Below are 14,254 nucleotides of genomic sequence, written 5' to 3' on the forward strand. Positions count from 1 at the left end.
AGCCTGAACCTGGGTTCATTCTGTACGTTGACCGATAGCGATCGAGACCTATGACTGCAGACACCGCTCTGTACATCCCGCCTCAAAAGGCTGACGACCAAGAAGTCGTCGTTGAACTCCATAACCGTTTTGGCGCTGAAGCCTTCAGCGCCCAGTCCACCGTCACTGGCATGCCTGTGCTGTGGGTGCAACGTGCGCGGCTGATTGAAATCCTGACCTTCCTGCGTCAGATGCCCAAGCCGTACGTGATGCTTTACGACCTCCACGGCGTCGACGAACGCCTGCGCACCAAGCGCCGTGGGCTGCCGGACGCCGACTTCACCGTGTTCTATCACCTGATGTCGATCGAACGTAACAGTGACGTGATGATCAAGGTCGCACTGTCCGAAAGCGACCTGAGCATGCCGACCGTGACTGGCATCTGGCCGAATGCCAACTGGTACGAGCGTGAAGTGTGGGACATGTTCGGGATCGACTTTCCGGGCCACCCTCACCTGACCCGCATCATGATGCCGCCGACCTGGGAAGGTCACCCGCTGCGCAAAGATTTCCCGGCCCGTGCCACTGAATTCGACCCGTACAGCCTGACCCTCGCCAAGCAGCAACTGGAAGAGGAAGCGGCGCGTTTCCGTCCGGAAGACTGGGGCATGAAGCGTTCCGGCACCAACGAGGACTACATGTTCCTCAACCTGGGTCCGAACCACCCTTCGGCCCACGGTGCATTCCGCATCATCCTGCAGCTGGACGGTGAAGAGATCGTCGACTGCGTGCCGGACATCGGTTACCACCACCGTGGCGCCGAGAAGATGGCTGAGCGTCAGTCCTGGCACAGTTACATTCCGTACACCGACCGCATCGATTACCTCGGCGGCGTGATGAACAACCTGCCGTACGTGCTCTCGGTCGAGAAGCTGGCCGGCATCACCGTGCCGGATCGGGTCAACGTCATCCGCATCATGATGTCCGAGTTCTTCCGTATCACCAGCCACCTGCTGTTCCTGGGAACGTACATCCAGGACGTGGGCGCCATGACCCCGGTGTTCTTCACGTTCACCGACCGTCAGCGTGCCTATACCGTGATCGAAGCCGTCACCGGTTTCCGTCTGCACCCGGCCTGGTTCCGCATCGGCGGCGTTGCCCACGACCTGCCCCGCGGTTGGGAAAAACTGGTCAAGGACTTCATTGACTGGATGCCCAAGCGTCTGGACGAGTACACCAAGGCAGCGCTGCAGAACAGCATCCTCAAGGGTCGTACCGTCGGCGTTGCCGCGTACAACACCAAGGAAGCGCTGGAATGGGGCGTCACCGGGCCGAGCCTGCGGGCCACCGGTCTGGACTTCGACCTGCGCAAGGCGCGTCCGTATTCGGGTTACGAGAACTTCGAATTCGAAGTGCCTCTGGCTCACGATGGCGACGCCTACGACCGTTGCATGGTCCGCGTCGAAGAGATGCGCCAGAGCCTGAAGATCATCGAGCAGTGCATGCGCAACATGCCGGCCGGGCCGTACAAGGCGGACCATCCGCTAACCACGCCGCCGCCGAAAGAACGCACCCTGCAGCACATCGAGACCCTGATCACGCACTTCCTGCAGGTTTCGTGGGGCCCGGTCATGCCGGCCAACGAATCCTTCCAGATGATCGAAGCGACCAAGGGCATCAACAGTTATTACCTGACGAGCGACGGCGGCACCATGAGCTACCGTACCCGGATTCGCACCCCAAGCTATCCGCACCTGCAGCAGATCCCTTCGGTGATCAAAGGCAGCATGGTCGCGGACTTGATTGCGTACCTGGGTAGTATCGATTTCGTTATGGCCGACGTGGACCGCTAAGCATGAACAGCACGCTTATCCAGACAGACCGTTTCGCCCTGAGCGAATCCGAGCGCTCGGCCATCGAGCACGAAATGCATCACTACGAGGACCCGCGCGCGGCGTCCATCGAAGCCCTGAAAATCGTTCAGAAGGAACGCGGCTGGGTGCCGGACGGCGCGATCTACGCGATCGGCGAAGTGCTGGGCATCCCTGCCAGCGACGTCGAAGGCGTGGCGACGTTCTATAGCCAGATCTTCCGTCAGCCGGTGGGCCGCCACATCATTCGCGTCTGCAACAGCATGGTCTGCTTCATCGCCGGTCACGAAGACATCGTCGGCGAAATTCAGAGCAAGCTGGGCATCGGCCTGGGTCAGACCACCGCCGACGGCCGCTTCACGCTGCTGCCGGCCTGCTGCCTGGGCAACTGCGACAAGGCGCCGGCGGTCATGATCGACGACGACACTTTCGGCAATCTACAGCCTGCGGGCGTCGCCCCGCTGCTGGAGGGTTACGTATGACCATCACTTCCTTCGGCCCCGCCAACCTGATCACCCGCGCTCCGGAAACCCATCCGCTGACCTGGCGTCTGCGCGATGACGGCGAGCCGGTGTGGCTCGATGAATACCAGAAGAAAGACGGTTACGCAGCGGCGCGCAAAGCGTTCGCCACGCTGTCGCCTGACGAAATCGTCCAGGCCGTCAAAGACTCCGGACTCAAGGGTCGCGGCGGCGCAGGCTTCCCCACCGGCGTGAAGTGGGGGCTGATGCCCAAAGACGAATCCATGAACATCCGTTACCTGCTGTGTAACGCCGATGAAATGGAGCCGAATACCTGGAAAGACCGCATGCTGATGGAGCAACAGCCCCATCTGCTGATCGAGGGCATGCTGATCAGTGCTCGCGCGCTGAAAGCCTACCGCGGTTACATTTTCCTGCGCGGCGAATACACCACCGCGGCGGTGCACCTGCGCCGCGCGGTAAAAGAAGCCGAAGCCGCCGGCCTGCTGGGCAAAAACATCCTCGGCAGCGGGTTTGATTTCGAGCTGATCGTGCACACCGGCGCAGGGCGTTACATCTGCGGCGAAGAAACCGCACTGATCAACTCCCTCGAAGGCCGTCGCGCCAACCCGCGTTCCAAGCCGCCCTTCCCTGCCGCCGTTGGCGTCTGGGGCAAGCCGACCTGCGTGAACAACGTCGAGACCCTGTGCAACGTCCCGGCCATCGTCAACAACGGCAACGATTGGTACAAGTCCCTCGCCCGCGAAGGCAGCGAAGACCACGGCACCAAGCTGATGGGCTTCTCCGGCAAAGTGAAGAACCCAGGCCTGTGGGAGCTGCCATTCGGCCTGCCCGCCCGCGAGCTGTTCGAAGACTACGCCGGCGGCATGCGCGACGGCTTCAAGCTCAAGTGCTGGCAGCCCGGCGGCGCGGGTACCGGCTTCCTGTTGCCGGAACACCTGGACTGCCAGTTCTACGCCGGCGGCGTGGCCAAGGTCGGCACCCGGATGGGGACCGGTCTGGCGATGGCGGTGGACGACAAGGTCAACATGGTTTCGCTGCTGCGCAACATGGAAGAGTTCTTCGCCCAGGAGTCGTGCGGGTTCTGCACGCCGTGCCGCGATGGCTTGCCGTGGAGCGTGAAGATGCTGCGCGCCCTCGAGAACGGCCAGGGTCAACCGGGCGATATCGAGACGCTGCTGGGGTTGGTCAACTTCCTCGGCCCAGGCAAAACCTTCTGCGCCCATGCACCGGGCGCCGTGGAACCTCTGGGCAGCGCGATCAAGTATTTCCGGCCGGAATTCGAGGCAGGCATCGCACCGGCACGTGCGGGCGACCTCACTCAGGTCATCAGTCCGACCATGGTCGGCGCATAACACGACAAACGGTCGGCGGCTCCCAAGGCCGCCTTCCCTGCATCCGACGACGCCGAGAGGCTGTTTGAATCGGATGGCACCGAGATTCCATTAGCCACGCCCGCTGACACCGGGCCAACGAAGAACTTTGAACCATGGCCACTATCCACGTAGACGGCAAAGCGCTCGAAGTCGATGGCGCAGACAACCTGTTACAGGCATGTCTGTCGCTGGGCCTCGACATCCCTTATTTCTGCTGGCATCCGGCACTTGGCAGTGTTGGCGCCTGTCGCCAGTGCGCGGTCAAGCAGTACACCGACGAGAACGACACCCGTGGTCGTATCGTCATGTCCTGCATGACGCCCGCCACTGACAACACCTGGATTTCCATCGAAGACGACGAATCCAAGGCGTTTCGCGCCAGCGTCGTCGAATGGCTGATGACCAACCACCCGCACGACTGCCCGGTCTGCGAAGAAGGCGGTCACTGTCATTTGCAGGACATGACGGTGATGACCGGCCACAACGAGCGCCGCTATCGTTTCACCAAACGCACCCACCAGAACCAGGAACTGGGGCCGTTCATCGCACACGAGATGAACCGCTGCATCGCCTGCTATCGCTGCGTGCGCTTCTATAAGGACTACGCCGGCGGCACCGACCTCGGCGTGTTCGGCGCCCACGACAACGTGTACTTCGGTCGTGTTGAAGACGGCTCCCTCGAAAGCGAGTTCTCCGGCAACCTCACCGAGGTCTGCCCGACCGGTGTGTTCACTGACAAGACCCACTCCGAACGCTACAACCGGAAGTGGGACATGCAGTTCTCGCCGAGCATCTGCCACGGTTGCTCAAGCGGCTGCAACATCAGCCCGGGCGAACGTTATGGCGAAATCCGCCGTATCGAGAACCGCTACAACGGTTCGGTGAACCAGTATTTCCTCTGCGACCGTGGCCGTTTCGGTTATGGCTACGTCAACCGCACGGACCGTCCACGCCAGCCACTGGCCGAAGGCATCAAGCTGGGCCTGGACGCTGCGCTGGACAAGGCCGCTGACCTGCTTCGCGGGCGCAACATCGTCGGTATCGGTTCGCCGCGCGCCAGCCTGGAAAGCAACTTCGCCCTGCGCGAGCTGGTTGGCGCCGAGCATTTCTACTCGGGCATCGAAGCCGGTGAGCTGGAGCGTCTGCGCCTGATCGCCCAGGTGCTGAAAGACAGCCCGCTGCCGATCCCGACCCTGCGTGAAGTCGAAGAGCACGACGCCGTGTTCATCCTCGGCGAAGACGTCACTCAAACCGCTGCTCGTATGGCCCTCGGCCTGCGTCAGTCGGTGAAGAACAAAGCCGAAGACATGGCCGCTGCGATGAAAGTCCAGCCATGGCTTGACGCTGCGGTGAAGAACATCGGCCAGCACGAGATGAACCCGCTGTTCATCGCCAGCCTGACCGACACCCGCCTCGACGATATCGCCGAAGAGTGCGTGCACGCTGCGCCCGATGATCTGGCGCGCATTGGTTTCGCCGTGGCCCACGCCATCGACCCGAGTGCCCCGGCCGTTGTCGGTCTGGACAGCGAAGCGCTGGCGCTGGCCGAGCGCATTGCTGCCGCTCTGCTCGAAGCCAAACGCCCGCTGATCGTGTCCGGCGCCTCGCTGGGCTCGAACGCGCTGATCGAAGCGGCGGCGAACATCGCCAAGGCCTTGAAGCTGCGTGACAAGCAGGGTTCGCTGAGCCTGATCGTGCCGGAAGCCAACAGTATGGGCTTGACCCTGTTCGGTGGCGACTCGGTCGACGCTGCGCTGCAGGCCGTGATTTCGGGCCAGGCCGACGCCATCGTCGTGCTGGAAAACGATCTGTTCACCCGCGTTGACGCTGCCACGGTCGAGGCTGCACTGAAGGCCGCGAAAGTGGTTATCGTTGCCGATCATCAGAAGACCGCGACCACCGACCGCGCGCATCTGGTGCTGCCGGCCGCAAGCTTCGCCGAAGGCGACGGCACGCTGGTCAGCCAGGAAGGCCGCGCCCAGCGCTTCTTCCAGGTGTTCGACCCGACGTATCTGGACGCGAGCATTCTGGTTCACGAAGGCTGGCGCTGGCTGCATGCCCTGCGCGCCACCCTGTTGAATCAGCCGGTTGACTGGACTCAGCTTGACCACGTCACCGCTGCCTGCGCTGCGAGCAATCCGCAACTGGCCGGCATTGTCGGTGCCGCGCCGTCTGCGTCCTTCCGCATCAAGGGTTTGAAACTGGCTCGCGAACCGCTGCGTTACAGCGGCCGGACCGCCATGCGCGCCAACATCAGCGTGCACGAACCCCGTATGCCACAGGACATCGACACCGCGTTCGCGTTCTCGATGGAAGGCTACTCGGGCTCTGCCGAACCGCGTTCGCAGGTGCCGTTTGCCTGGTCGCCGGGCTGGAACTCGCCACAGGCCTGGAACAAGTTCCAGGACGAAGTCGGTGGTCACCTGCGTGCTGGCGATCCGGGCGTGCGCCTGATCGAAAGCAGCGGCGACAAGCTGGGCTGGTTCGCCAACGTGCCGCGTGCTTTCTCCCCTGCGCAAGGAACCTGGCAGGTCGTACCGTTCTATCACCTGTTCGGCAGCGAGGAGACCTCCTCCAAAGCCGCGCCGGTTCAAGAGCGCATTCCTCAGGCGTATGTGGCGCTGGCCAAGTCCGAAGCGGACCGTCTGGGCGTCAACGACGGCGCACTGCTGAGCCTGAGCGTTGCCGGACAGACACTGCGTTTGCCGCTGCGCATCAGTGAAGAACTGGGCGCAGGCCTGGTGGCATTGCCGTCCGGTCTGGCCGGCATTCCTCCGGCGTTGTTCGGCAAAACCGTCGACGCACTGCAGGAGGCCGCTCAATGACCTGGTTCACCCCTGAAGTGATCGACTCGATCATCGCTGTCGTCAAGGCCATCGTGGTGCTGCTCGCCGTGGTGGTCTGCGGCGCGCTGCTCAGCTTCGTCGAACGTCGTCTGCTGGGCTGGTGGCAGGACCGTTACGGTCCGAACCGCGTCGGTCCGTTCGGCATGTTCCAGATCGCCGCCGACATGCTGAAGATGTTCTTTAAAGAGGACTGGAACCCGCCCTTCGTCGACCGGGTGATCTTCACCCTGGCGCCGGTGGTGGCCATGAGCGCGCTGTTGATCGCGTTCTCGGTCATCCCGGTGACCCAGACCTGGGTGGTCGCGGACCTGAACATCGGCCTGCTGTTCTTCTTCGCCATGGCCGGTCTGTCGGTCTATGCGGTGCTGTTCGCCGGTTGGTCATCGAACAACAAGTACGCCCTGCTGGGCAGCTTGCGTGCCTCGGCGCAAACGGTGTCGTACGAAGTGTTCCTCGGCCTGTCGCTGATGGGCATCGTGGTGCAGGTCGGTTCGTTCAACATGGGCGACATCGTCAAGTACCAGGCCGATCACCTGTGGTTCATCATTCCGCAATTCTTCGGCTTCTGTACCTTCTTCATCGCTGGCGTCGCCGTGACTCACCGTCACCCGTTCGACCAGCCGGAAGCGGAACAGGAACTGGCCGACGGTTACCACATTGAATACGCCGGCATGAAATGGGGCATGTTCTTCGTCGGTGAGTACATCGGCATCATCCTGATCTCGGCGCTGCTGGTGACCTTGTTCTTCGGTGGCTGGCACGGCCCGTTCGATATCCTGCCGCAACTGTCGTTCATGTGGTTTGCCCTGAAAACCGCGTTCTTCATCATGCTGTTCATCCTGTTGCGTGCTTCGATCCCTCGTCCGCGTTATGACCAGGTGATGGATTTCAGCTGGAAGTTCTGCTTGCCACTGACCCTGATCAATTTGCTGGTGACCGCTGCGGTCGTCCTGGCGGCTCAGTGAGGATTTGACCCATGTTCAAATATATTGGCGACATCGTTAAGGGTACGGGTACCCAGCTGCGCAGCCTGATCATGGTCTTCGGCCATGGCTTCCGTAAGCGTGACACCCTGCAATATCCGGAAGAGCAGGTCTATCTGCCGCCGCGCTACCGTGGCCGCATCGTCCTGACCCGCGACCCCGACGGCGAAGAGCGCTGCGTGGCCTGCAACCTGTGCGCCGTGGCCTGCCCGGTGGGTTGCATCTCGCTGCAGAAGGCCGAGGCCGACGACGGTCGCTGGTACCCGGAGTTCTTCCGCATCAATTTCTCGCGTTGCATCTTCTGCGGCATGTGTGAGGAAGCTTGCCCGACCACCGCGATCCAGCTGACGCCGGATTTCGAAATGGCCGAGTTCAAACGTCAGGATCTGGTGTACGAAAAGGAAGATCTGCTGATCTCCGGCCCCGGCAAGAACCCTGATTACAACTTCTACCGCGTTGCGGGGATGGCCATCGCCGGCAAGCCGAAAGGCGATGCACAGAACGAAGCCCAGCCCATCAACGTCAAGAGCTTGCTGCCTTAAGGAAGAAAGATGGAATTCGCTTTCTATTTCGCATCCGGCATCGCTGTGGTGGCCACCCTTCGGGTGATCACCAACACGAACCCGGTGCACGCCCTGCTCTACCTGATCATTTCACTGATCGCTGTGGCCATGACCTTCTTCAGCCTCGGCGCGCCGTTCGCCGGGGCCTTGGAAGTCATCGCTTACGCGGGCGCCATCATGGTGCTGTTCGTCTTCGTGGTGATGATGCTGAACCTGGGCCCGGCCTCGGTTCAACAAGAACGCGCCTGGCTCAAACCCGGCATCTGGCTCGGCCCGATTCTGCTGGGCGGCCTGCTCCTGGCGGAGTTGATTTACGTGCTGTTCGCCAACTCCACCGGCGCTTCCATCGGTCACACCACGGTGGACGCCAAAGCCGTCGGCATCAGCCTGTTTGGCCCTTACCTGCTGGTTGTCGAACTCGCCTCGATGCTGCTGCTTGCGGCAGCCGTGACGGCGTTCCATGTCGGCCGCAACGAGGCGAAGGAGTAAAGCCATGAACTCAGCAATCCCTCTGGAACATGGTCTGGCGGTCGCCGGCATCCTGTTCTGCCTCGGCCTGGCGGGCCTGTTGGTACGCCGCAACATTCTGTTCGTGTTGATGAGCCTGGAAATCATGATGAACGCAGCCGCGCTGGCCTTTGTCGTTGCGGGCAGCCGCTGGGCACAGCCTGACGGCCAGATCATGTTCATTCTGGTGATCAGCCTTGCCGCAGCCGAGGCCAGTATTGGCCTGGCGATCCTGCTGCAACTGTATCGCCGCTTCCACACGCTCGATATCGACGCTGCCAGCGAGATGCGCGGATGAACCTACTCTTTCTGACTTTCGTATTCCCCCTGATCGGTTTCCTGCTGCTGTCGTTTTCGCGCGGCAAATGGTCGGAAAACCTTTCAGCCCTGATCGGCGTGGGCTCCATTGGCCTGTCGGCCCTCGTGGCCGCGTACGTGATCTTCCAGTTCAACGTCTCACCACCGGAAGGCGGTCACCTGACCATGGTGCTGTGGCGCTGGATGTCGGTGGACGGCTTCGAGCCCAATTTCGCCCTGTATGTCGATGGCCTGTCCATCACCATGCTCGGTGTGGTGGTCGGCGTCGGCTTCCTCATTCACCTTTTCGCCTCGTGGTACATGCGCGGTGAAGACGGTTATTCGCGCTTCTTCGCCTACACCAACCTGTTCATTGCCAGCATGTTGTTCCTGATCTTGGGCGACAACCTGCTGTTCATCTACTTCGGTTGGGAAGGCGTGGGCCTGTGCTCGTACCTGTTGATCGGTTTCTATTACAGCAACCGCAACAACGGCAACGCAGCGCTGAAAGCCTTCATCGTGACCCGCATCGGCGATGTGTTCATGGCCATCGGCCTGTTCATCCTGTTCCAGCAACTGGGCACGCTGAACATTCAGGAGCTGCTGGTTCGCGCACCACAGCACTTCAAGGTCGGTGACTTCTGGATCGTTCTGGCCACGCTGATGTTACTGGGCGGTGCTGTCGGTAAATCCGCGCAACTGCCGCTGCAAACCTGGCTGGCGGACGCGATGGCCGGTCCTACTCCGGTGTCGGCACTGATCCACGCCGCAACCATGGTAACCGCGGGCGTGTACCTGATCGCACGGACCCACGGTCTGTTCATCCTGGCGCCGGACATCCTCCATCTGGTCGGCATCGTCGGCGGCGTGACGCTGGTACTGGCGGGCTTCGCCGCGCTGGTGCAGACCGACATCAAACGCATCCTCGCCTACTCGACCATGAGCCAGATCGGCTACATGTTCCTGGCGCTGGGTGTGGGTGCATGGGACGGCGCGATTTTCCACCTGATGACCCACGCCTTCTTCAAGGCCCTGCTGTTCCTCGCGTCCGGTGCGGTGATCGTTGCATGCCACCACGAGCAGAACATCTTCAAGATGGGCGGCCTGTGGAAGAAACTGCCATTGGCCTACGCCAGCTTCATCGTCGGCGGCGCTGCGCTGTCGGCCTTGCCGCTGGTTACGGCGGGCTTCTATTCCAAGGACGAAATCCTCTGGGAAGCCTTCGCCAGCGGCCATGACTATCTGCTTTACGCGGGTCTGCTCGGTGCGTTCATGACCTCGCTGTACACCTTCCGCCTGATCTTCATCGCCTTCCACGGCGAAGCGAAGACCGAAGCCCACGCCGGCCACGGGATTTCCCACTGGTTGCCGCTGGGTGTGCTGATCGTGCTGTCGACGTTCATTGGCGCCTGGATTCATCCGCCACTGGCCGGCGTGCTGCCGGAAAGCGCGGGGCATGCCGGCGGTGAAGCCAAGCACAGCCTGGAAATCGCCTCGGGCGCCATCGCTCTGGCCGGTATTCTGCTGGCGGCCGTGCTGTTCCTCGGCAAGCGTCGTCTGGTCACCGCCATCGCCAACAGCGGTCCGGGTCGTTTCCTGTCCGCATGGTGGTTCGCAGCCTGGGGCTTCGACTGGGTGTATGACGTGCTGTTCGTCAAACCTTACCTGGCGATCAGCCGCATCCTGCGTAGTGACCCGCTCGACCACACCATCGGCCTGATTCCGCGTCTGGTCAAAGCAGGCAACGGCTTGATGACCCGCACCGAAACCGGTCAGCTCCGTTGGTACGCCGCTTCGATCGCCGCAGGTGCCGTATTGGTACTCGGCGCGATTGTGCTGGTCTGATGAGTCGATTTGACATGAACCTTGCGACTTTGCGAAAGGAATTGAGCCCGTCATGATTCTGCCTTGGCTAATCCTGATCCCCTTTATCGGCGGCCTGCTGTGCTGGCAAGGTGAGCGCTTCGGCCCTACCCTGCCGCGCTGGATTGCGCTGTTGACCATGTCTCTCGAGACGATTCTGGGCCTGTGGGTCTGGAGCACCGGTACGTTTACCTATGCTCCTGCTCCGGGCGCCGATCCGACCTGGGCCCTTGAATTCAAGCTCCAGTGGATCCAGCGCTTCGGCATCAGCGTGCACCTGGCGCTCGATGGCCTGTCCCTGCTGATGATTCTGCTGACCGGCCTGCTGGGTATCCTCTCGGTACTCTGCTCGTGGAAAGAGATTCAACGTAACGTCGGCTTCTTCCACTTGAACCTGATGTGGATCCTGGGCGGCGTCGTCGGCGTGTTCCTCGCCATCGACCTGTTCATGTTCTTCTTCTTCTGGGAAATGATGCTGGTGCCGATGTACTTCCTCATCGCGCTCTGGGGTCACAGCTCGGCAGATGGCAAGAAGACGCGGATCTACGCAGCGACCAAGTTCTTCATCTTCACTCAGGCCAGCGGCCTGATCATGCTAGTGGCGATCCTGGGCCTGGTGCTGGTGCACTTCAACCAGACGGGCGTGATCACCTTCGGTTACGCGGACCTGCTGAAAACCAAGCTGTCCCACGGCACCGAATACATCCTGATGCTGGGCTTCTTCATCGCTTTCGCGGTCAAGCTGCCGATCGTGCCGCTGCACTCCTGGTTGCCTGACGCTCACGCCCAGGCGCCGACCGCAGGTTCCGTAGACCTGGCGGGCATCCTGCTGAAGACCGCTGCGTATGGTCTGCTGCGTTTTGCCCTGCCACTGTTCCCGAATGCTTCGGCGGAGTTCGCACCGATCGCCATGGTGCTGGGCCTGATCGGTATCTTCTATGGTGCCTTCCTCGCCTTCGCCCAGACCGACATCAAGCGCCTGATCGCGTTTTCCAGCGTTTCGCACATGGGCTTCGTGCTGATCGGCATCTACTCCGGCAGCCAGCAGGCGTTGCAAGGCGTCGTCGTTCAGATGCTCGCGCACGGTCTGTCGGCCGCCGCACTGTTTATCCTCAGCGGCCAGTTGTACGAGCGTCTGCACACCCGCGACATGCGCGAAATGGGTGGTCTCTGGAACAAGATCGCGTACCTGCCGGCCATCAGCCTGTTCTTCGCTGCCGCGTCGCTCGGGCTGCCAGGTACCGGTAACTTCGTTGGCGAATTCCTGATCCTGATTGGCAGCTTTGTCAGCTCGCCATGGATCACCGCCATCGCAACTTCCGGCCTGGTGTTCGGTTCTGTCTACTCGCTGATCATGATCCACCGCGCCTACTTCGGCCCGGCCAAATCCGACGCGGTCTATAAAGGCATGGACGGTCGGGAATTGATCATGGTGCTGGGTTTGGCGGTGTTGCTGATTCTGCTGGGCGTGTACCCGCAACCGATCCTCGACACCTCCTCGGCGACCATGCATGGCGTGCAGCAATGGCTCGGCACCGCCTTCACTCAACTCGCTTCGGCCCGGTAAGAGCGCTATGGACCTGACGATTCAACACTTTATTGCGCTGGCGCCGCTGCTGATTACCAGTATCACCATTGTGGTGGTGATGCTGGGCATCGCATGGCGTCGCAACCACTCGCAATCATTCCTGCTGACGGTAGCGGGACTCAACCTGGCTTTGCTTTCCATCTACCCGGCGCTTAAAGTCGCGCCGCTGGTGGTCACGCCATTGCTGCAAATCGACAGCTTCGCCTGCCTCTACATGGGCATCATCCTGGTGTCGACGCTGGCCTGTGTCACTCTGGCCCACGCCTATCTGGGTGAAGGCAAGGCAGGTTACCCGGGCAACCGCGAAGAACTTTACCTGCTGATCCTGATGGCCGCGGCCGGCGGGCTGGTATTGGTCGCCGCGCAACACCTGGCGAGCCTGTTCATCGGTCTGGAACTGCTGTCGGTGCCGGTCTACGGTCTGGTGGCTTACGCCTTCTTCAACAAGCGTTCGCTGGAAGGCGGCATCAAGTACATGGTGCTGTCGGCGGCTGGCTCGGCGTTCCTGTTGTTCGGTATGGCGCTGCTGTATGCCGAATCCGGCAGCCTGGGTTTCAGCGAGATCGGCAAGGCCATCGCCGCCACCGGCATGCCAAGCCCGATCGCCAGCCTGGGTCTGGGCATGATGCTGGTGGGTCTGGGCTTCAAGCTGTCGCTGGTGCCTTTCCACTTGTGGACACCGGACGTGTACGAAGGCGCCCCTGCCCCGGTAGCGGCGTTCCTCGCCACGGCCAGCAAGGTCGCGGTGTTCGGCGTGCTGGTCCGCCTGTTCCAGATCTCCCCGGCGGCCACCAGTGGCGTGCTGACGGACGTGATGTCGGTCATCGCCGTGGCGTCGATCCTGGTCGGTAACCTGCTGGCCCTGACCCAGAACAACCTCAAGCGTCTGCTGGGTTATTCGTCCATCGCGCACTTCGGTTACCTGATGATCGCGATGGTGGCGAGCAAGGGCATGGCGGTCGAGGCGATCAACGTTTACCTGGTCACCTACGTGCTGACCAGCCTGGGCGCGTTCGGCGTGGTCACGTTGATGTCGTCGCCGTACAGCGGCCGCGATGCCGACGCGATGTTCGAATACCGCGGCCTGTTCTGGCGTCGTCCGTACCTGACGGCGGTGCTGACGGTGATGATGCTGTCGCTGGCTGGCATCCCGCTGACCACGGGCTTCATCGGCAAGTTCTACATCATCGCAACTGGCGTTGAAGCGCACCTGTGGTGGCTGACCGGTTCGCTGGTCGTGGGCAGCGCCATCGGCGTTTTCTATTACCTGCGGGTGATGGTGACGCTGTATCTGCAGGACTCGAAGATCCAGCGCCACGACGCCCCGTTCAACTGGGCGCAGCGTGCAGGTGGTGTGATGCTGTTGGGGATTACGCTGTTGGCGTTCTTCCTGGGCGTTTACCCGCAACCGCTGCTGACCCTGGTGGGCCATGCGGGTTTGTGATGATTGAGTGATGCACAAAAAACCCTGCCTTCGAGCAGGGTTTTTTTATGGTTTTGATTTAGTACTTCGGCACACTTCAGGATCAAGAGCATCTGCCTAACGGCAGACATTTCGCCTTCGGCGAGTTACTGGAAAAGCACCCCAAGTAACCAAGGGTGCCTGCTCTCGGTTTGGTTCCTCCTTCGTCGGAATACCCTCACTCCGGTCTTGCTCCGTGTGCCCGCGCCGAACGGACATCCATGTCCTGACGGCGCTCTCGCCGCATCCATGCGGCTCGGCACACTGCGCAAAACCTGCGTTCAGCCTGTACCCAAGTCGCGATGGGTGTCGTCTGGACTGGCTGTGTATGAAGATCAAGATCAACAGCTTCCCGGCTAAAGCCGGTCCTACTGACCGTGCGCGAATACCTGTAGGACTGGCTTTAGCCGGGAAGCCCTTGATCTGCTTTAGATGTG

11 protein-coding genes are annotated in these 14,254 nt (G+C 61.4%); all 11 read left to right on the plus strand.

The genetic code is table 11. The features are described 5' to 3' along the window. Positions 1 to 50: 50 nt before the first annotated feature. Entirely contained in the window at positions 51 to 1,832 is a 1,782-nt protein-coding gene (gene nuoC / locus AC3ISG_RS17000) for an NADH-quinone oxidoreductase subunit C/D (protein ID WP_489297521.1), read from the plus strand. A gap of 2 nt (positions 1,833 to 1,834) precedes the next feature. Further along, positions 1,835 to 2,332: an NADH-quinone oxidoreductase subunit NuoE gene (gene nuoE, locus AC3ISG_RS17005; protein ID WP_074892019.1), complete on the plus strand. Its 498-nt coding sequence runs from the start codon at positions 1,835 to 1,837 to the stop codon at positions 2,330 to 2,332. Continuing rightward, positions 2,329 to 3,687, plus strand: a complete 1,359-nt coding sequence (gene nuoF, locus AC3ISG_RS17010) for an NADH-quinone oxidoreductase subunit NuoF (protein WP_122536329.1) — start codon at positions 2,329 to 2,331, stop codon at positions 3,685 to 3,687. The genes nuoE and nuoF overlap by 4 nt, the downstream gene beginning before the upstream one ends. A gap of 134 nt (positions 3,688 to 3,821) precedes the next feature. After that, a complete protein-coding gene (gene nuoG, locus AC3ISG_RS17015; protein WP_489297522.1) occupies positions 3,822 to 6,533 on the plus strand; it encodes an NADH-quinone oxidoreductase subunit NuoG in 2,712 nt (903 codons plus the stop codon). Then, positions 6,530 to 7,519: an NADH-quinone oxidoreductase subunit NuoH gene (gene nuoH, locus AC3ISG_RS17020; protein WP_037008811.1), complete on the plus strand. Its 990-nt coding sequence runs from the start codon at positions 6,530 to 6,532 to the stop codon at positions 7,517 to 7,519. The genes nuoG and nuoH overlap by 4 nt, the downstream gene beginning before the upstream one ends. 11 nt (positions 7,520 to 7,530) lie before the next feature. Continuing rightward, positions 7,531 to 8,079, plus strand: coding sequence for an NADH-quinone oxidoreductase subunit NuoI (gene nuoI, locus AC3ISG_RS17025; RefSeq protein WP_122536327.1), 549 nt, complete (start codon positions 7,531 to 7,533; stop codon positions 8,077 to 8,079). 9 nt (positions 8,080 to 8,088) lie between these two features. Beyond that, on the plus strand, positions 8,089 to 8,589 hold the full coding sequence (gene nuoJ / locus AC3ISG_RS17030; RefSeq protein ID WP_037008804.1) for an NADH-quinone oxidoreductase subunit J: 501 nt from the start codon (positions 8,089 to 8,091) through the stop codon (positions 8,587 to 8,589). A 4-nt stretch (positions 8,590 to 8,593) separates the two neighbouring features. Next, entirely contained in the window at positions 8,594 to 8,905 is a 312-nt protein-coding gene (nuoK, locus tag AC3ISG_RS17035) for an NADH-quinone oxidoreductase subunit NuoK (RefSeq protein ID WP_065989117.1), read from the plus strand. Further along, entirely contained in the window at positions 8,902 to 10,749 is a 1,848-nt protein-coding gene (gene nuoL, locus AC3ISG_RS17040) for an NADH-quinone oxidoreductase subunit L (RefSeq protein ID WP_122625264.1), read from the plus strand. Before nuoK ends, nuoL begins: the two co-directional genes overlap by 4 nt. Positions 10,750 to 10,801: 52 nt before the next feature. Next, positions 10,802 to 12,334, plus strand: coding sequence for an NADH-quinone oxidoreductase subunit M (nuoM, locus tag AC3ISG_RS17045; protein ID WP_065989114.1), 1,533 nt, complete (start codon positions 10,802 to 10,804; stop codon positions 12,332 to 12,334). Positions 12,335 to 12,341: 7 nt separating this feature from the next. Next, positions 12,342 to 13,799 (plus strand): NADH-quinone oxidoreductase subunit NuoN, encoded by a 1,458-nt coding sequence (gene nuoN, locus AC3ISG_RS17050; RefSeq protein WP_074892029.1) that lies wholly within the window; start codon positions 12,342 to 12,344, stop codon positions 13,797 to 13,799. Positions 13,800 to 14,254: the final 455 nt, after the last annotated feature.

It is taken from the genome of Pseudomonas sp. GL_135 (genome assembly GCF_057834665.1).

Bases quoted from the DNA above. Each gene is read 5' to 3' on its own strand.
- nuoC (WP_489297521.1), top strand. From the start codon at position 51: ATGACTGCAGACACCGCTCTGTACATCCCGCCTCAAAAGGCTGACGAC.
- nuoE (WP_074892019.1), top strand. From the start codon at position 1,835: ATGAACAGCACGCTTATCCAGACAGACCGTTTCGCCCTGAGCGAATCC.
- nuoF (WP_122536329.1), top strand. From the start codon at position 2,329: ATGACCATCACTTCCTTCGGCCCCGCCAACCTGATCACCCGCGCTCCG.
- nuoG (WP_489297522.1), top strand. From the start codon at position 3,822: ATGGCCACTATCCACGTAGACGGCAAAGCGCTCGAAGTCGATGGCGCA.
- nuoH (WP_037008811.1), top strand. From the start codon at position 6,530: ATGACCTGGTTCACCCCTGAAGTGATCGACTCGATCATCGCTGTCGTC.
- nuoI (WP_122536327.1), top strand. From the start codon at position 7,531: ATGTTCAAATATATTGGCGACATCGTTAAGGGTACGGGTACCCAGCTG.
- nuoJ (WP_037008804.1), top strand. From the start codon at position 8,089: ATGGAATTCGCTTTCTATTTCGCATCCGGCATCGCTGTGGTGGCCACC.
- nuoK (WP_065989117.1), top strand. From the start codon at position 8,594: ATGAACTCAGCAATCCCTCTGGAACATGGTCTGGCGGTCGCCGGCATC.
- nuoL (WP_122625264.1), top strand. From the start codon at position 8,902: ATGAACCTACTCTTTCTGACTTTCGTATTCCCCCTGATCGGTTTCCTG.
- nuoM (WP_065989114.1), top strand. From the start codon at position 10,802: ATGATTCTGCCTTGGCTAATCCTGATCCCCTTTATCGGCGGCCTGCTG.
- nuoN (WP_074892029.1), top strand. From the start codon at position 12,342: ATGGACCTGACGATTCAACACTTTATTGCGCTGGCGCCGCTGCTGATT.